Raw genomic sequence first — 18266 nt, 5'->3', positions numbered from 1 at the left:
CGCCGAGGAAGCAGGCGCCGATAGGCGCGGCTTGCCGCGGAGACGGGGTGCGATCGCCGCGCCCCTCGATCGGAAGAACGAGGAAAGTACTGTGAAGATCACCGTCGTCGGCTTGGGCAAGATCGGTCTTCCCCTGGCCGCACAGTTTGCCTCGAAGGGGCATGACGTGATCGGCGCCGATGTCAACGCCGACCTGGTCCGGACGGTCAACGAGGGTCGTGAGCCTTTCCCTGGTGAAGCTCATCTCGGCGAGTACCTGGCCGAGTTGGTGCCCTCAGGTCGCCTGCGTGCCTCCACCGACACCGCCGATGCAGTGGCGCAGAGCGAAGCGGTCGTCGTAGTGGTCCCGCTCTTCGTCGACGGTGACGGAGTCCCCGACTTCCGTGCGATGGAATCGGCGACGAAAGACATCGGCCGTGGTCTGAAGCCGGGCACCTTGGTGGCCTACGAGACCACCTTGCCCGTGGGGACCACCCGTGACCGTTGGAAGCCTCTGCTCGAGGCGGAGTCCGGGCTGGTCGAAGGAACGGACTTCCACCTGGTCTTCTCCCCGGAACGGGTTCTCACCGGTCGGGTCTTCGCCGATCTGCGCAAGTACCCCAAGCTGGTGGGTGGGCTCTCCTCGCTGGGTGAGGCACAGGCCACCGCCTTCTACGAAGAGGTGCTCGATTTCGACGAGCGTCCCGATCTGGAGCGGGGCAACGGCGTCTGGGGCCTGGGAACGGCTGAGGCCGCAGAAATGGCCAAGCTCGCCGAGACCACCTATCGCGATGTCAACATCGGCTTGGCGAATCAGTTCGGCAGGTTCGCCGCCAGCCGGGGCATCGACATCTACCAGGTGATCGAGGCCTCTAACTCCCAGCCGTACAGCCACATCCATCGTCCGGGTATCGCGGTGGGCGGACACTGCATCCCGATCTACCCACGGCTTTATCTGCACACCGACCCGTCGGCCACCGTGGTGCGAGCCGCCCGCGAGGCCAATGTGCAGATGCCCGACTACACCGTCGGACTAGCTGCGGCGGCCTATGGCGATCTTGCCGGAGCGCGGGTCCTGGTTCTGGGCGCGTCCTATCGGGGAGGAGTCAAGGAAACCGCCTTCTCCGGGATCTTCCCGACCGTCGAAGCCCTCCGCTCTCGTGGAGCGCAGGTCCTGGTACACGACCCGATGTTCTCGGCCGAAGAACTCACCGCGCTCGGCTTCACCCCTTGGCAGGAGGGGGAGAGCGTCGACGTAGCCGTCCTGCAGGCCGACCACGCTGTCTATCGCGGGTACGGTTCCGAGGACCTTCCCGGCGTTCAGGTTGTCGTCGACGGGCGTCGGGCCTTGGACCCGGCACGTTTCGCAGGGACCACTTTCCTGGTCGTCGGCAAGGGCTGACCGGGTCCCCTCGTCGAGGCGAGGAAATCTCGCACGATGAATTCCCCGAAGGTGCGGGGATATCCGGCTGTCCTGCGGATATCCCCGCACCTTCGGCATGCCCAGACACCGAGGGAGCTCCGCCCCGAACCGGGCCGATGGCCGACGGGCCTGCGGAAGCCATGGCCATGGCCGGTTCCGTCAAGCCGGTCCGCTTTCGATAGAGTCGGCATGGAACGCCGCGCGCAGATGCGCGACACCGTCCGGAACGCTGGTCTCGGCGGCTCCGGGCTTGAGCCTTCGGTGGCGGTTCAGTCCCCCTGCCGAGCTCGACGCGTCGATCGCCGAAAGGGGCACCTGCCGACATGAATGACTTCATCCCACCCGCGAAGCCACTGATAGGCGAGGAGGAGATCGAGGCCGTGACCCGCGTCATGCGCAGCGGCATGCTGGCGCAGGGTCCGGAGGTCAAAGCCTTCGAAGGGGAGTTCTCGGCGCACTTCCGCCTCGACCGGCCGTGTGTGGCCGTGAACTCCGGTACCTCCGGTCTCCACCTGGGTCTGCTTTCCGCAGGCGTCGGGCCGGGGACCGAGGTCATCGTTCCCTCCTTCACCTTCGCGGCCACCGCGAACTCGGTCGCGCTCACGGGGGCGACCCCGGTGTTCGTCGACATCGAACGGGACACCTTCTGCCTGGACCCGAAGGCTGTCGCCGCTGCCGTCACCGACAAGACCGTCGGTGTCCTCCCCGTTCACCTGTACGGGCACCCGGCGAACATGCCGGAGCTGGCCAAGGTCTGCGCCGACAAGGGCATCAAACTCTTCGAGGATGCAGCCCAGGCCCATGGCGCGAGCCTGAACGGCACCCCGGTGGGCGCCTTCGGTACTTTCGCGATGTTCTCCCTCTACCCCACGAAGAACATGACCTCCGGTGAAGGCGGCATGGTCTCCTGTGCGGACGACGAGTTCGCCCGCCTGGTGAAGCTGTACCGCAACCAGGGCATGGAGATGCAGTACCACAACGAGGTCGTCGGCCTGAACAACCGGATGACCGACATCCACGCTGCCATCGGCCGCGTGCAGCTGACCAAGGTCGACGCCTGGACGGCCAAACGTCAGGAGAACGCTGCCTTCCTGTCGGCCCACCTCGAAGGCGTCACCCCGCCTCCGGTCGCGGAAGGTGCGGTGCACGTGTACCACCAGTACACCGTGCGTGTCGCCCAGGACCGTGACGGCCTGGCCAAGGCGCTGCGCGAGGAGTTCAACATCGGTTCGGGGATGTTCTACCCCGTGCCCAACCACCGGTTGACGCCCTTCCAGGTCGAGGTCGACCTGCCCGAGACCGAGCTGGCCGCTCAGGAGTGCCTGTCACTGCCGGTTCACCCGAGCTTGTCCCAGAGTGATCTGGAGCGCATCGTCTCCGCCGTCAACACTCTCGCGAAGGCAGGTGCGTGATGGCGAACCTGCGCGCAGGTCTGATCGGGCTGGGCATGATGGGCCGTCACCACGGCCGGGTGCTCGCTGGGCTGGAAGGTGTCGATCTGGTCGCGGTGGCGGACGCTCATGGCGACCCCCACGGCGTGGCCAAGGGGCGTCCGGTGCTCTCCAGCGTCGAGGAGCTCATCGAGCAGGGCATCGACTACTGCATGGTTGCTGTGCCTACTGCGCTTCACGAGGAGATCGGCACCAAGCTGGCTGCAGCTGGCGTCCACGCGATGGTCGAGAAGCCCCTGGCTCAGGACACCCCGGCCGCCGAACGGTTGACGGCAGCCTTCGAGAAGGCCGGTCTGGTCGGCGCGGTCGGTCACATCGAGCGGTTCAACCCGGCTTTGCAGCAGGCCCGCAAGCGCCTGGCCGACGGCGAGCTCGGACAGGTGTACCAGGTGGTCACCCGTCGCCAGAGCCCTTTCCCCGCGAGGATCGCCGACGTGGGCGTGGTGATGGACCTGGCCACGCACGATATCGATCTGACTGCGTGGGTTACACAGCAGTCCTTCACCCAGGTCGCGGCGCACACCGCGTACAAGAGCGGGCGCAAGTACGAGGACCTGGTCGCGGTGACCGGTCGCCTGTCCGATGGCGCGGTGACCAGCCACCTGGTGAACTGGTTGACGCCGTTCAAGGAGCGGGTCACGGTCATCACCGGAGAACGAGGTGCTTTCGTCGTCGACACTCTCACGGCTGATCTGACCTTCCACGCGAACGGTTCGGTCGAGACGCCGTGGGAGGGTGTCGCCCAGTTCCGTGGCGTCACCGAAGGCGACAGCATTCGCTACGGCTTCGCGAAGAAGGAGCCCCTGCTGCTGGAGCACGAGGCTTTCCGCGACGCCGTTCTGGGCAAGGAATCGGACATCGTCACCATGGCTCAGGGCCTGGCCACGGTCAAGGTCGCGCAGGCTGTCCTGCAGTCCGCGAGCACTGCTAAGACAGTGGAGCTGTGAGGACGCCGATTCGGCAACAGACAGCCGTCGAACAGTAACGAGAAGATCGGCTGCGCCAGCGCGGGTCCGTCCCCGATCGGGGACGGACCCGCGCTGGCGTTCTCCGGGAGGATCAGCCGATCAGACGGAATGCACCGAAACCGGTTCCGGTCAGGGTGGTCGTTCCCCAGCGGCCACCGCCGAGTACCGGGTAACCGAGAATATTGCCTGCGGAGTCCAGCCCGAGGATGTCCGGCCGCCCGTCGCGGTTGAGGTCTCCGGGGCTGGTGACCTGGCGGAATCCCCAGCCATTGCCGATTTTCTGCCCGGTTCCCCACAGGGCGCCAGTGGCCAGGGTCGTGTAGACGCGCATATCACCATTGGTGAGGATCCCGGTGAGGTCGAAACGGCCGTCGCCGTCGAAATCGCCCATCGAGAAGAGCGAGGTGAACCCGTTGAACCCGACGCCGACGATATTTCCTCCGGTGAGGGTGCCTCCGAGACTGGTCAGCCAGTAGCGCCGCATATTGCCTGCGGTGTCACGGGCCAGGAAATCGGGGAGGCCGTCGCCGTTGATGTCACCCATCGGGGTGATGCTGTTGATGCCGCCCCAGCCGTTGCCGATTCGCTGGCTGCCGGTGAACCCGGCTTGGCCGTTGCCGTAGTAGACGATCAGGTCGCCGTTGGTGAAGCGGGCGAGGACGTCGGCACGTCCGTCGCCGTTGAGGTCGCCTGCTGACCCCAGATAGTTGACCAGACCCCATCCGGTTCCAGCGGTCAGCGGTGAACTCAAGTGGAGGTCACCTGTTCCGGGCCAGATCTGGAGGATGCCCGAGGCATTGACGGTGAGCAGGTCGGCGATGCCGTCACCGGTGTAGTCGCCGCGGACCGAGGCCGCCTTCTCGCAGGAATACACCTCGATGTCGTCGATGTCGATGGTGGAATCCGTGGCCTTGACCTTGGGGTAGTTCCCGAAGCGGATGTCGAGATTCCCTGCGTCAGCAGCGGTGAGTGCTTCGGTCACGTCGAGGGATACCGTTCCCCAGCTGGAGGTGGGAACCGCCCATCCAGAGGCGGAATTCACCGCGATCATGGCGGTTTCGCTGGGATAGTCGCCCTTGATCGCGAACTTCACGACGGTGCGATCTCCGGCACTTTTCAGGATCGGTAGAGCCAGCTGCCAATAGGGACGCGTCGTGGGCTGTGTGCTGGGGTCGTTCGCCCGGATCACGGAGCGTGCGGAGAAGGTGCCGGTGCGCGCAGCACCGGTGACGACGGACCAGCCATCGGAATCACTGGGGGAGGGCAGGGTGTTGTTCTCGAATCCGTGAGTGAACAGAGTCGATTTCCGGCTGGTGCCTGCCGGGCAGTCCTGACCGAAGGGGAGCTGTTGGAGGGCTTCACCGGCTGCTGGCCGCTGTTCGGACGCCCGCTGGGTGGTCAGCCGACGTCCTTCGTGAAGGGTTCGCTGCGTCTCCGGGAGGAACCGGGGTGTCTCCGTCTCCTGGGCGGCGATCTGTGATGTGCTCGGGGTGGGTTGGGGTACCGCTTGTGCAGCGCAGAGCGAGCCGCCGACCAGGCACACACTCAGCGCTGTTGTGACAACGCTGAAGGTATGTCGACGAGGGGTGCGGGAGACAGAACTCATGACGTTTCTCCTTCGACGGCATGGGGTCGACAAGGGTCATGAGGAAATGTTTTTCCTCATGTCTGAACTTTTATGAAGAAGCAGCCGATGTGGAAATGAAATGGGGTTTTTCGGGGGTGTCGACAGAGATCCGGGTAGGTCCTACTCTGACGGGAAAGTCTGCTCCCGTGAAGGGGGAGTCTGCGAGTCAACTTGAATCTATGTGTCATTCAGGGCTGGAGATGTAACTCTGGAGAGAGTGGCCCACATATGGAGAACTTCTAGGAGGGCAACAGATGACCAGGACTTGGCAGCGATCATTTTCCATACTTCTGGCAGGCACCCTCTGCCTGGTTTTTGTCCCTTCGCAGTCGGCGCAGGCCGAGGAGAGCATCGCGAGACCCGCATCAGGGCAGCTGGGGCTGAAAGGGCACGGTTTCGGCCATGGCCGGGGGATGAGCCAGTACGGGGCCTATGGCGCGGCACAGGTCGCGGGCCTCGACCACCGAGCAATCCTTTCCTTCTACTATCCAGGCACCGTTCTGCAGAAACTGGCCCAGGACACCATCCGGGTCGCGATCAATGACAACGACGGTGACACCGTGGTGGAGCCCACCGAAGGTCTGACCGTCTCCGGGACCTCCGGCAGCGTGACTCTGCCGACAGGAGCGGAATACACCCGCTGGCGGGCCAAGGGAACGACCAGCGTCACCGTGGAATACCGTGACCCCGCGGGAACGTGGAAACCGTTCAGCAGCAGTGGGATCAACTTCGGTGCGGATGTCGTCTTCACCTCCGGATCCGGGTTGGTCAGAGTCTTGCTGCCGACCGGGACCTGGCAGGAGATGCGCGGATCGGTACATGCCACCGCGGTCAGTGGACGGTCCCGCACCGTCCTGCACACCCCGATGGAGACCTATCTGCGAGGGGTGGTCCCCAACGAGATGCCTGCCTCCTGGCATCGACAGGCACTCGCGGCGCAGGCCGTGGCTGCCCGCACCTATGCGGCGGCCTATCGGGAGAGGCAGCGGGCGGCAGGATCCTGGTACGACATCTGTGATACCACGACCTGTCAGGTGTTCTCCGGCGCGGCGCACTACGTCAACGGCGTGCGTACCCCGAAAGAAGACGCCCGTAGCGACGCCGCGATCGTCGAGACTGCTGGTGCGGTACTCCGCAGCGGCAGCTCTCCGACCTCACCTCTGGTGCATGCCGAATTCTCCAGCTCCAACGGAGGCTGGACTGTGGCTGGGCCAGTGCCTTACCAGGTCGCCAAAGCTGATCCTTACGACGGGCTGACCCCCAACTCGCCACATGACTGGAAAGGCACTTTCGACGCGAGTGACCTCGATGGAGTCGACGGCATCGGACAGTTCCGCCGGATGGTCATCACCAAACGTGACGGGCGCGGCGAATGGGGTGGACGGGTTCTGACGGCGCGGCTGGAGGGTGATCGGGGCACCACCGAGATCACCGGAGAACGGATCCGATCCAAACTTGGCTTGCGTTCCTCCTGGTTCGTCGCCGACGTCTCAGCACCTTCCTCGAGTTCTCGGGACTGGACGAGCGATGGCAAGGCCGACATCATCGCCCGTGACCAGAACGGGAACCTGACGCTTCACGTCGGTGACGGGCGAGGCGCCTTTGCCGAGGCACGTCAGGTCGGCACCGGCTGGGGATCCATGGTCGAGGTCTTCGCGATCGGTAACTCAGGTTCTGACGGGAGGCAGAATCTGATCGCGCGCCATCAGGACGGGCGGTTGTTCTTCTACATCGGCGACGGACAGGGCAGCTGGTCAGGTCAGCGCCAGATCGGCCACGGCTGGACCGGATTCCGGCATCTGGTCTCTCCAGGCGACTGGAATGGCGACGGAGTACCCGATGTCCTGGCCGTACATGCCCAGACCGGAAGCCTGGTGCTCTCCGCGGGGGTGGGCTCGGGGCTGAGCAATCCTGTGCCGATCGGTTCGGGCTGGCAGCTCGTCGAGAAGCTGATCGCCCCTGGCGACTTCGACGGTGACGGCAAAGCCGATCTCATCGGTCAATCCGCCAACGGAGGGCTTTATCTCTACTCCGGTAACGGTCAGGGAGGTTTCCGCGCACAGCGCCAGATCGGATGGGGATGGGGCGGGATGACCGCGGTGTGGTCGATCGGTGACGCCGACGGTGATGGCAAGTCCGATGTCCTGGCCGTGGACCGTTCCGGGACGCTACGGTTGTATCCCGGCGACGGTCAGGGTGGATTCGCGGCTGCGAAGATCTCCGGGAGCGGATGGACGGGGCGGACCCCGGCCAACTGAACAGTCCACGACGGACAGGGCGGGGAGATCAGCGGCTCTCGTCCCGGCCGTACCCGTCCGCGATCAACTGTCGAGGGCGAGGGTGAGCGGCGGATCGGTCTTCTGCTGCACCTCCTCCGCGGTGACGCCGGGAGCGAGTTCCCGCAGGACCAGCCCGTGCTCGGTGACATCGATGACGGCGAGGTCGGTGATGATCCGCTGCACGACGCCTTTCCCGGTGAGGGGGAGATCACAGGAGGTCAAGATCTTGGGGCTCCCGTCCCGGGCGGTGTGCTCCATGAGGACGATGACCTTCTTGGCGCCGTGGACGAGGTCCATCGCGCCACCCATACCCTTGACCATCTTGCCGGGGATCATCCAGTTGGCGATGTCTCCGGCCTCGCTGACCTGCATCGCGCCGAGGACGGCCGCGTCGACCTTGCCGCAGCGGATCATGCCGAAACTGGTCGCCGAGTCGAAGAAGGCCGCGCCGGGCAGGACCGTCACGGTCTCCTTGCCGGCGTTGATGAGGTCGGCGTCCTCCTCGCCCTCGAAGGGATAAGGGCCGGTGCCCAGGATGCCGTTTTCCGACTGGAGCACCAGCTCGATGCCTTCGGGCACATAGTTGGGTACCAGTGTCGGCAGCCCGATGCCCAGGTTGACGTAGTCGCCGTCGTTGAGTTCCTTGGCCGCGCGGGCGGCCATCTCCTGGCGGGTCAGTGCCATGACTCAGGCCTCCTTCTGGCGCACGGTGCGCCGTTCGATGCGCTTCTCTGCGGCCTGTCCCGGGGCGAGCGCGATGACGCGCTGCACGAAGATGCCCGGCAGCTGGACGTCGTTCGGGTCGATCTCGCCGGTCTCGACGAGTTCTTCGACCTCGGCGATGGTGACCTTGCCCGCCATCGCGGCCGGCGGGTTGAAATTGCGGGCGGCCGCTCGGAAGACGAGGTTGCCGAGGCGGTCGCCCTTCCATGCTCGGACGAGGGCGAAGTCGGTGCGGATGGCCTCCTCGAGCACGTAGGTCTTGTCCTCGCCGTCGACCGTGAAGACGCGGGTGTCCTTGGGCGCGGAGGTCTTGACGACATTGCCGTCGGCGTCGTGCATGAGGGGGAGGCCGCCGTCCGCGACCTGGGTGCCGAAGCCGGTGAGGGTGTAGAAGCCGGCGATACCGGCGCCGCCGCAGCGCATTTTCTCGGCAAGAGTTCCCTGGGGGGTCAGTTCGACCTCGAGTTCTCCGTGCAGGTACTGCCGTTCGAACTCCTTGTTCTCCCCGACATAGCTCGCTTGAATACGTCGGATTCGCCCATCCATCAAGAGGATGCCTAGCCCCCAGTCGTCGATGCCGCAGTTGTTGCTCACGACTTCCAGGTCGGTGGTTCCTCGGTCGTACAGGGCTTGGATGAGGGCGCTCGGGATCCCGCACAATCCGAAGCCGCCCACGGCGAGGGAAGCGCCGTCGGGAATGTCCTGGACGGCTTCGGTGGCATGTGAGACGACTTTGTCCATATCGGGCAATCTACCCGGGTCGGTGGGGTCAAGGCACTCACATGTTGCGGCTCCTGGTCGATGGGTTCGGGTACAACCCCGTGTCTTTTTCCGATGGCATGGGGTGCCGAGGCATCGGGCGGTCTCCAGGACGGCCCGCCCGGTTGCCTCCTGCCGACGACGTGAGGAGAGGACCATGGACGGGACTTCTGGCGCCACCGGACTCGTGTCTGATCTCTGCCCCAATGGGCCCCATACCGGTCATCCCAGTCTTGTACTGGGCACCAAGGGGGCGCACGTGGCTGAGGCCCAGCGCCTGCTGGGTGTCGGGGAGACCGGAGTTTTCGACTACGAGACCTGGGTTGCTGTACAGCGTTGGCAGGAGCGGGGCGGAGTCGACATCACCGGGGTCCTCGACCAGCACAACTGGGCCTTGTTGGACCCTGGTCGAATCTGTTGACCGGTGCCAGGTCGGGCTTGATGCCCTGACCGGGTTTGCTGGTCAGCCGTCGACTCCTTCGGAGGCGAGGATGCGCGGGAGGGCGTTGTCCTCGATCCGGGTGATCACCACAGAACCGTGGATCGCCCAGATCCCCAGGGCGCGGCGAAGCAGATCATGCTGTCCGATGTGCCGGGCGTCGAGGTGGAACCGGTGCCCGGCCGTCGGCGGCGCAACAGGCAGTTCTGTGAAGGACCAGTCCTGTCCGTCAGGAGCGGTCAGCGCGGTCTCGGCTGAATCCGTCTCTTCTGCAGAGACGAAGACGTCTCCGTAGGTGGCCAGGTCTGCGGCCTCGTCCAGGGCTCCTTCGGGAACTCTTCCCGCGGCGGAGCGGGCCAGCACGGGTAGGCTCACCAGGATTTGTACCGGGGCCTTGCCGGCGGAGAGCGCTGTCGGTTCTGCACTGACGGCGACTTCAGCATCTTCTTCGTCGAGGCGGAGATTTCCTCCGCAGGTCCAGATCGCCAAGGCCCAGTAGAAAGCGCGCCAATGCCCTGCGGGCAGATCGAGGAGCACCGGATCTCCTGGGCGTAGATCGGCCTCTTCGACCAGGAGGTTCGCAGCCTTTGACACCCAGTTGTCGAGTACGCGGGCCGAGAGCTCGATGCGTTCTCCTTCGGTGCCGTACCAGGTCAACCGTGGAGCTGTGGCATCATCGGCCAGGAGGGCGTCAAGGATGTCGCGAGGCGTGGTCATCGGGTCACGCTACCGTGGGCTTCCGCCGTCGTTCGTGGCTGCATCGTGCTGACAGATCGAGAACCGTCTGGGCGAGTTCTTGGACATCTTCCGGGTCGGTGGAGCTCAGGCGGGCCCGGGCCAGCGCAGGGCCGTCGGACGAGTCTGGGAGGGAGCTTTCCGCCCGGTCGATGATCCACCCGTCGAGCAGATCGGCGTACAGATCTGCGACTTGTGCAGCACGGGTCGATCCGCAGACGTGAGCGAGCACGGCCTGGGCGTGGGCGCCGCCGCCGTTCAGAGCCGGGCAGATTCCGATGACGGGGGCCTTGCTCCGGCGGATCTGTTCCCGTAGGCCGGGGACCAGCAGGATGGTCCCGATGCTGGTCACCGGGTCCGACGGGCACAGCAGAATCAGATCGGCCTGCTCCAGCGCGGCGGACGTACCGGGCGCCGGTCGAGCACGGTCCATGCCCACGGCGACAAGTCGTTGGGGAGGGGACGTCGCGGGATGGCGTCGACACCACTCCAGGTAGTGCACTGCGGTGGGTCCTTCGCCGAGGTCGACCACGACGTGGGTCTCCACGGGGTCATCGCTCATCGGTAGAAGGCGGATCCCTCGTTCGGGGAGCCCGAAGCGGCGGGCGATATCGGAGGTGACTGTGCTGAGGGTCTCTCCTCGGCTGAGTCGGTGGCTGCGCAGCACCTGTAGGGCCAGTTCGCGGTCGCTCAAGAAGAACCATTCGTGCTCCGCGCCGAAGGCTGAGAACTCTTCGGCCGCGCTGTAACTTTCTTGGCCGTTCCGACGGATGTCCCGTTCGTCGTCGGGGCTTCCGAGGTCCCGGGCGAGAGCGTCGACATCGGGGCAGATGCGCAACCCGTGAAGGGTGATGTCGCTCCCGGTGTTGGCGATGACCGTGAGTTCGCTCTCGCTCTGCCCGGTGCAGTAGAGACGGTCTCGCAGCTCCAGTAGAAGACCTGCGGCACCGGTTCCCCCGGCGAGTGCGGTGATGCGCATGGCCGTCAGTCAACCATCGACAGGGGGTGTCGCGGGCTGTTTTCGTCCAGGGAGTGATCTGCTGTCACCGTCGTCCGTGTGAGCTTTCACCCCGGGTGATCCGCCGGAGCGGGAAAAGCCGCTGACGGGCCATGGATGCGGGCGTCCGTCTTGGACGAAAGCCCAGGTCCGATAAGGATTTTCCGCTTGACTCAAGCTGTATGGCACACGTGTAATTCCACTGTTGTCGCTCTCACGGCCACCCGGTCGGCGGAGGTACGTACCGCTGTGTGCCCTGCTGTGTCCCCGGGTCTCGGAGAGCATCTGGAACATGGAGGAGGGGCCATGCAGGAGCTGCGGTTGGTGTACGGCAATGACACCGACATCGAGGAAAGTGAGCTTTCCTGGCAGGACCGCGCCTTGTGCGCACAGACCGATCCGGAGGCTTTCTTCCCGGAGAAGGGCGGGTCCACCCGAGAAGCCAAGCGCGTGTGCGTGGGATGCGAGGTCCGGGGCGAATGCCTCGAGTACGCGCTCTCGAACGATGAGCGTTTCGGGATCTGGGGCGGGCTCTCGGAGCGGGAAAGACGTAAGCTCAAGCGCCGCGCGGTGTAAGGAACACCTGGTGAGTCACCCTCGGTCGTTGTACGAGGGATCCAGATCCGTGGGATCGACGTCCAAAGCGGCAGCAAGCTGCTCGACCACGATGTCGTTGATCACCAAGGCCAGATCGCGAGGATCTTCGATCCTGCTCTCCACCGGCCTGCGATAGATCACGATCCGGGTGGGCAGCCCACGGTCTGACGGGAAAAGGCGGGACAACGGAACCTGTTGGGGTTCCCACGGAGCCGGGTCCGAGGGAGGAACCAGTTCCACGGCCAGTTCGATATTTCCCAGCCCGCGAGGTAGCCGACGTTCGATCCGGTCCACGGCGTCGAGCACCAGCTCGTCGAAGGTGTCCGAACGCGAACGGATGGCAGGTACAGGTGGCCAGGCCAGAGGGCCGCGCATGCCGCGACCGTGCCGGTCTCGACTGACACGCGGGGCGCGTGCCGGGTGCGCTGAGGACGGTCGCAGCATGTTTCCACTCTAACGTCCGGATGGGGTCTGACCTTCTAAGGACGAGCGTCCTGACGACACGCCCCGTGGGCCCGCGTCGGCGCAGAGGGCCGCATGGGGTTACCCTCCTAAGCGTGACTGTCATGCGTCGGTGTTCGAAGACCGCTTGTTCCAGGGCGGCTGTCGCCACACTGACGTACAACTACGCCGAGCAGACAGCGGTGCTCGGCCCTTTGGCCACCTTCGCCGAACCGCACACCTACGACCTGTGCGCTACGCATGCAATGCGGTTGACCGTGCCTCAGGGGTGGGAGGTCGTGCGCCTGGTGGGCGATCTGGTGGAGCGTGGGGAGGTCGACGACCTCTTGGCCGTGGCTGATGCGGTCAGTGCCCGCCCCCCTGTCCGAGGCACGGAGCCCCGACGTCAGCCGACCGAACCGGACGAGGAAGACCGGCTCTCCGGTGCTGCCGGCGGACGTCCGGCAACTAAGCCGGCGCCGTTGGGACGTCCTCAGCTGCGAGTCCTCCGCGACATCTGAGGGATGTCTGCGCGGGGTCCGCGATACATCCCGTTGCTCCTTGAGGCGTTCCTTCCGGATAGGCTTTCGGTGTGACCCATCGCAGGCTTTCGGATTTCATCAAGGCATATGACGTGCGCGGCACCGTCCCCGACCAGTTGGACGCCGACGTGGCACGGGCCATAGGGGCAGCTTTCGCGCAGGTAGCGGTGCTTCCTGACGGCGCACCGGGTGTGGTGGTGGGCCACGACATGCGGCCTTCCTCCCCGGAGCTGTCCAGGGCGTTCGCCGAGGGTGTCGCAGCCTTCGGGGTCCCCGTCACGCTGATCGGTCTGTGCTCCACGGACGGGTTGTATTTCGCCTCGGGTTCGCAGGGATGCCCCGGCGCGATGTTCACCGCCAGCCACAACCCTGCCCAGTACAACGGCATCAAGATGTGTCGTGCCCAGGCTCGCCCGGTCGGTCAGGACACCGGCCTGTCCGAGATCACCCGGATCGCGCAGGCCATCGTCGACGGTGAGCAGTCGATTCCCACGCCGAGCGAGCCAGGCGCGGTCACCGAACGTGATCTGCTGTCCGAGTACGCAGGCTTCCTGAGAGATCTGGTCGACTTGCGGCAGATCCGCCCGTTGAAGGTCGTCGTGGACGCCGGAAATGGCATGGGTGGTCACACGGTGCCTGCCGTGTTGAGCGATCTCCCCCTGGAGATCGTCCCCTTGTACTTCGAGCTGGATGGCACTTTCCCCAACCACGAGGCCAACCCTCTGGAGCCGGAGAACCTGCGGGATCTCCAGCGCGCGGTGGTGGAGCAGGGTGCTGATCTGGGGCTCGCTTTCGATGGCGATGCAGATCGATGTTTCGTCGTCGACGAGCGAGGCGAGCCGGTCAGCCCGTCTGCGATCACGGGGTTGGTCGCGGCCCGGGAGATCGCCAAGCAGGTTGCCCTCGGGGTGCCTGCAGAAGAGGTCGCGGTGGTCTACAACGTCATCTGTAGTCACGCGGTCCGTGAAGTCATCGCTGAGCAGGGTGCGCGCGGCGTACGTACCAGGGTGGGGCACAGCTTCATCAAGAAGACGATGGCTGATGAGACCGCTGTCTTCGGTGGCGAGCACTCGGCTCACTACTATTTCCAAGATTTCTGGTTCGCGGACACCGGGATGCTGGCGGCGATGCACGTCCTGGCGGCCTTGGGCGAGCAGGATCTGCCGATGTCTCGTTTCGTCGCCGAGTTCGACCGGTACGCGGCCTCCGGTGAGATCAACTCGACGGTGTCCGACACCGCCATGGCGACTCAGGCAGTCCTGGACTGGGCCGAGCCGCAAGGGGTCGAGGTCGACCGTCTCGACGGGGTCACCGTGGAGTACCAGGGCACGCCGAAGTGGTGGTTCTCTTTGCGTCCGAGCAACACGGAACCGTTGCTGCGGTTGAACGTCGAAGCCCAGGACGTTGCCACGATGACGACAGTCCGTGATGAGGTCCTGCGTATCGTGCGGGGGCAGGGCTGATGTCCGCCTCCGTCGAGGGCTGGCTGCGGGAGATCTTGCGCTGCCCACGGTGCCGGGGCGTTCTCGCTGGCGGAGAAGCTTCTGACGGGTCACCGATATTGATCTGTGCCGGGCCCTGCGAGCAGAGTGAGGTCGGCTGCTGCTATCGGATCGAAGAAGGTATCCCCGTGCTCCTGCCCGACGAAGCCGTCGCCCGGCAGCTTTGACCGCCCGGGATCCCCGAGACGGCCACGTCCGTAGCTCAGTATTCAGGCAGGGAGGTCGCTGATGCCGATGATCGACGAAGCCGCGCTGGACGATGTGAGGCGAGTGGCGGAGCTGGATTCGCGAGATACCTTGCGGGCTTTGGCAACAGCTGGCGCTCAGGTTCGAGAGGGGATGACCCTGGCAGCTGAGGCCGGCATCGATCGCTTGGCAGGCCAGGAGCGCCCGCGTTCTGTGTTGGTGGCTTCCCTGGGTGGTTCGGCTGTCGTCGGTGACATCCTCGATCTGCTCGCTGAGCCGGGCTCCCCGGTGCCGGTGACCATCCGACGGAATGTTCCTCTGCCTGGCTGGGTGGGGTCGCTGGATCTGGTGGTGGCGGTCTCGTTGTCCGGACGCGCGCCGGGGCCGCTTGCCGTGGCGGCTGAGGCCGCGCGGCGAGGTGCTGCCTTGGTCACGGTCGGCGCTGCTGAATCACCGTTGGCGGCGGTCTGCGCCCAAGCCAGAGGGGTGCACATCGACTCCGGACGGAACCGGATCTCCAGCCGGACCGCTCTGTGGTCGATGGTGACGCCGGTCCTGATGGCCGCTGATCGCCTAGGCATCGTGGATGTCCCTGACGCGCTCCTCAGACAGGTCGCCGACCGCTTGGACGAGTGCGCGGAGACCTGCCGGCCGTCGTCCGAGGCTTTCGTCAACCCAGCAAAGGTCTTGGCTCTCCAACTGGCCGAAACCGTTCCGGTCGTTCTGGGCGAAGGGGACCTCGGAGGGGTGGCAGCTCACCGCGCGGCGTCGATGCTGGCGCGGACGGCTCGGCTCCCGGCAACTCACGGTGCGCTTCCCGACGCGGCGTCGCAGGTGGTGGCCACCTTTGACGGTCCCTTCACCGCTGGGGGAGGCGACGGGGTCACCTTTGCGCAGGAGCGGAACATCTTCGCCGATCCTTTCCTGGACGGGCCGGCGCAGCCTCAGCTGGGGCTCTTGCTCTTGCGGGACGAGCCGGAGCGCATCGAGACTCCGGAGATCGCAGATCGGACTGCTTTGGTCGACGGGGTGGTGGCCACTGCGGAGGACGCTGGGGTTCGGGTGCTGACGGTATCGCCTGAGCCGGGGCCGCCGCTGGCCCGGCTCGCTGAGCTGATGGCGACGACCGATTTTGCTTCCACCTATCTGGCCCTCGGGCTGGGTATCGACCCGGCGATCTCACGACATATCGCAGAGCTGCGTGATCACACCCGACGGTGACAGCAGATTCTGCTTTTCTGCTGGTTCCTTCGGCCCCGTTACCCTGGATGGTGTGGATCATGTCGACCTTGCCATCATCGGCTCCGGATCGGGTAACTCCCTGATCACTCCTGACTTCGCTGACAAGCAGGTTGCTGTCATCGAATCAGGAGCCTTCGGAGGGACCTGTCTCAATGTGGGTTGTATTCCCACGAAGATGTTCGTCTACGCCGCTCATGTGGCTCATGTCGCCCGCGAGTCTTCGCGGTACGGGGTGGACGCGCGGGTGGACGGGGTGCGGTGGCCTGACATTCGTGATCGGGTGTTCGGGCGTATCGACCCGATTTCCGAGGGTGGATACGAATACCGCCGACAAGGCGCGAACACCAGAGCTTATGCCGGTCGGGCGCGTTTCACCGGTCCGAAAGAGTTGGCGATCTCGTTGAACGAGGGTGGCGAGGTTGCTCTGTCCGCCGACCAGATCGTGGTGGCGACCGGGTCACATCCGATGGTTCCTCGGGTCGTCGAGGAGTCCGGGGTGCGTTATCACACCTCCGACGATGTGATGCGGCTGCCTGATCTGCCTGAGTCCATGGTGATCCTGGGTGGTGGTTTCATCGCCGCAGAGTTCGCTCACGTCTTCTCCGACCTGGGTGTGAAGGTCACCCTTGTGGTGCGGGGCCCTGCCCTGCTGCGTAAGGAGGACGAGGAGATCTCCGCTGCCTTCACGCGGATCGCGGGGGAGCGATGGGATGTCCGGTTGAACTCCCCGTTGGCCTCGGTTCGTCAGGACGGGAAGCAGATCGAGGTGGGGTTGGCTGACGGGTCGACTGCCTGCGGAGAGGTTCTGCTGGTGGCGACGGGCCGGGCTCCGAGCAGCGCAGACCTGGACGTGTCTGCGGCCGGGCTGGGCATGCGCTCGGACGGAAGGGTGGTCGTCGACCAGTTCGGGCGAACCACGGTGCCGGGGGTGTGGGCGTTGGGGGATGTCAGCTCGCCCTACCAGCTCAAGCATGTGGCTAACCATGAAGCGCGGGTGGTCGCTCATAATCTGGCGCATCCGGACGACCTGCGGCCTTTCAACCACCAAGCAGTGCCTTCTGCGGTCTTCACCATTCCGCAGATCGCCTCGGTGGGTGCTACCGAGCAACAGCTTCGGGCGCAAGGGACACCTTTTGTGGCGAAAGTTCAACGGTACGGGGATACCGCTTACGGGTGGGCCATGGAGGACACCGAGAGCTTCTGCAAGGTGTTGGCTGATCCGTCCACCGGGAAGTTGCTCGGCGCGCACATCCTGGGGATCGAGGCCTCGACATTGATTCAGCCCTTGATCCAGGCGATGTCCTTCGGGCAGACGGTCGCTGAGATCGCCCGCGGTCAGTACTGGATTCATCCGGCGCTCACCGAAGTTCTGGAGAACGCGCTTCTCGGAGTGGAAGAAACTCGGATCTGATCGATTTATCGATTCTGAAGTCCCCTGTCTCGGCATCTAGAGGCAGGGGACTTTATGCATTTAATCCCACTTCATTGCCTTGGAATGTGGAATGCAATATATCTCTTTCTTGTCGCCTGTGCGTATTGAACGAATGTTATAGTTTTCATACTGTTTTCAGGTGGTTATGATGACCCGGTCAGGGTCTCTGCGAATCGATGATGAGTGGTGGCCAATGCCCTCCGGCCATGGAAATTAATTTCCGGCAGTGCTGACCGGTTTTCAGGAAAGAACTCGAAAATGGTCACTTATCCTTCAGTGAAGAAAATTCCTTTCCTTCCCCGGGTGCTTGCCGGAGTACTGGCACTCTTCCTGGTGTTGGCCTCGCCGGCGCTGTGGTCTCATGCGGGAATTATCGACAAGGCCATCACCGGAGTGTCCATCCGGCAGACGCACGCGGTTCAAGGGGAAAGCCTCACCCTCGAACTCACCTGGAGCGTCCCCAATGGGACACGTGCTGGAGACACCTTCTCCTTGACCCTTCCTGAGCAGCTCAAGCCATTGGGCGGTACTGGATTCGATTTGAAGGATTCCGCGCAGGAGGTTGTCGCCCGGGCCGTCGTCCAAGGCCAGGTGGTGACCTTTACCATGACCGAATATGCTCATGCCCATATCAACGTCAGCGGTTCGGCATATTTCACAGTGACCCTTGCGGCAGAAGTGAAGCCAGGGCCGAATGATCTGATCTTCCAGGTGGGAAGCACCCTTTTCAAGGACTCGATCGAGGTCGGGAACAAGAACCCCGATGACCTCTCGCGAACCGCGACCAAATGGGCCAGCTGGGTAGTGAAGCCAGGGCCTACTACTCCGCCGGGTGCCAAATTCTTCTGGGGGATCATCGGTCCCCGGATCACCTCGACTGCTCCGATCACTTTTGTCGACACTCCGGGGCCGGGCCAAGAAGTCATCTGTACCTACGCGGTGAT

At 64.6% G+C, this 18266-nt stretch carries 16 protein-coding genes and 1 pseudogene; 11 read left to right on the top strand and 6 right to left on the bottom strand.

What is annotated here, in order from left to right:
* The first annotated feature begins 91 nt into the window (after positions 1–91).
* The 3 genes from DX923_RS08785 (at position 92) to DX923_RS08775 (ending at position 3800) form a co-directional block, all read left to right on the top strand.
* The gene (locus tag DX923_RS08785) at positions 92–1381 is read left to right on the top strand and encodes a nucleotide sugar dehydrogenase (protein ID WP_116114177.1); all 1290 of its coding nucleotides are present in this window, start codon (positions 92–94) and stop codon (positions 1379–1381) included.
* 344 nt (positions 1382–1725) lie between these two features.
* Positions 1726–2814 carry a DegT/DnrJ/EryC1/StrS family aminotransferase gene (locus DX923_RS08780; RefSeq protein ID WP_116114175.1) on the top strand — a complete coding sequence of 363 codons (1089 nt, stop codon included), beginning with the start codon at positions 1726–1728 and terminating at the stop codon, positions 2812–2814.
* Positions 2814–3800, top strand: coding sequence for a Gfo/Idh/MocA family protein (locus DX923_RS08775; RefSeq protein ID WP_116114173.1), 987 nt, complete (start codon positions 2814–2816; stop codon positions 3798–3800). Before DX923_RS08780 ends, DX923_RS08775 begins: the two co-directional genes overlap by 1 nt.
* Before the next feature lie 112 nt (positions 3801–3912).
* Here the strand turns inward: DX923_RS08775 and DX923_RS08770 are convergent, their stop codons facing one another.
* Entirely contained in the window at positions 3913–5427 is a 1515-nt protein-coding gene (locus DX923_RS08770; RefSeq protein ID WP_116114172.1) for an FG-GAP repeat domain-containing protein, read from the bottom strand.
* Between the two features lie 275 nt (positions 5428–5702).
* Between DX923_RS08770 and DX923_RS08765 the strand changes: the two genes are divergently transcribed.
* Positions 5703–7706 carry a SpoIID/LytB domain-containing protein gene (locus DX923_RS08765; RefSeq protein ID WP_116114170.1) on the top strand — a complete coding sequence of 668 codons (2004 nt, stop codon included), beginning with the start codon at positions 5703–5705 and terminating at the stop codon, positions 7704–7706.
* 63 nt (positions 7707–7769) lie between these two features.
* On the opposite strand, the gene DX923_RS08760 is transcribed toward DX923_RS08765, so the two are convergent.
* Positions 7770–8411: a CoA transferase subunit B gene (locus DX923_RS08760; RefSeq protein ID WP_116114168.1), complete on the bottom strand. Its 642-nt coding sequence runs from the start codon at positions 8409–8411 to the stop codon at positions 7770–7772.
* Positions 8412–8414: 3 nt separating this feature from the next.
* The gene (locus DX923_RS08755; protein WP_116114167.1) at positions 8415–9191 is read right to left on the bottom strand and encodes a CoA transferase subunit A; all 777 of its coding nucleotides are present in this window, start codon (positions 9189–9191) and stop codon (positions 8415–8417) included.
* Between the two features lie 175 nt (positions 9192–9366).
* On the opposite strand from DX923_RS08755, the gene DX923_RS08750 reads away from it, so the two are divergent.
* The gene (locus DX923_RS08750) at positions 9367–9630 is read left to right on the top strand and encodes a peptidoglycan-binding domain-containing protein (RefSeq protein ID WP_116114165.1); all 264 of its coding nucleotides are present in this window, start codon (positions 9367–9369) and stop codon (positions 9628–9630) included.
* Positions 9631–9672: 42 nt separating this feature from the next.
* Here the strand turns inward: DX923_RS08750 and DX923_RS08745 are convergent, their stop codons facing one another.
* A complete protein-coding gene (locus DX923_RS08745) occupies positions 9673–10365 on the bottom strand; it encodes a TIGR03089 family protein (RefSeq protein ID WP_116114163.1) in 693 nt (230 codons plus the stop codon).
* 4 nt (positions 10366–10369) lie between these two features.
* Positions 10370–11362, bottom strand: coding sequence for a 2-phospho-L-lactate transferase CofD family protein (locus tag DX923_RS08740; protein WP_116114162.1), 993 nt, complete (start codon positions 11360–11362; stop codon positions 10370–10372).
* A gap of 324 nt (positions 11363–11686) precedes the next feature.
* Between DX923_RS08740 and DX923_RS08735 the strand changes: the two genes are divergently transcribed.
* Entirely contained in the window at positions 11687–11956 is a 270-nt protein-coding gene (locus DX923_RS08735) for a WhiB family transcriptional regulator (protein WP_116114160.1), read from the top strand.
* Positions 11957–11971: 15 nt separating this feature from the next.
* On the opposite strand, the gene DX923_RS08730 is transcribed toward DX923_RS08735, so the two are convergent.
* Positions 11972–12352 carry a metallopeptidase family protein gene (locus tag DX923_RS08730; protein ID WP_116114159.1) on the bottom strand — a complete coding sequence of 127 codons (381 nt, stop codon included), beginning with the start codon at positions 12350–12352 and terminating at the stop codon, positions 11972–11974.
* A gap of 191 nt (positions 12353–12543) precedes the next feature.
* Here DX923_RS08730 and DX923_RS08725 point away from each other — a divergent pair, with 191 nt between their 5' ends.
* From DX923_RS08725 to DX923_RS17155, 5 genes and pseudogenes are all read left to right on the top strand, one after another.
* Positions 12544–12939 (top strand): DUF3499 domain-containing protein, encoded by a 396-nt coding sequence (locus DX923_RS08725; protein WP_116114157.1) that lies wholly within the window; start codon positions 12544–12546, stop codon positions 12937–12939.
* A gap of 71 nt (positions 12940–13010) precedes the next feature.
* Positions 13011–14423, top strand: a complete 1413-nt coding sequence (locus tag DX923_RS08720; RefSeq protein WP_116114155.1) for a phosphomannomutase/phosphoglucomutase — start codon at positions 13011–13013, stop codon at positions 14421–14423.
* A 267-nt stretch (positions 14424–14690) separates the two neighbouring features.
* Positions 14691–15869: an SIS domain-containing protein gene (locus tag DX923_RS08710; protein ID WP_162872870.1), complete on the top strand. Its 1179-nt coding sequence runs from the start codon at positions 14691–14693 to the stop codon at positions 15867–15869.
* Between the two features lie 52 nt (positions 15870–15921).
* The gene (locus tag DX923_RS08705; RefSeq protein WP_116114152.1) at positions 15922–17301 is read left to right on the top strand and encodes a mycothione reductase; all 1380 of its coding nucleotides are present in this window, start codon (positions 15922–15924) and stop codon (positions 17299–17301) included.
* Positions 17302–17580: 279 nt separating this feature from the next.
* Positions 17581–17943, top strand: a pseudogene (locus DX923_RS17155) (Ig-like domain-containing protein); the annotation flags it as partial.
* Positions 17944–18266 lie beyond the last annotated feature (323 nt).

The sequence above is a fragment of the Austwickia chelonae genome, from assembly GCF_003391095.1.
Classification (GTDB): domain Bacteria; phylum Actinomycetota; class Actinomycetes; order Actinomycetales; family Dermatophilaceae; genus Austwickia; species Austwickia chelonae_A.
The sequence above is the reverse complement of the archived record's forward strand: the minus strand, read 5'-3'. Positions and strand labels throughout refer to the sequence as shown.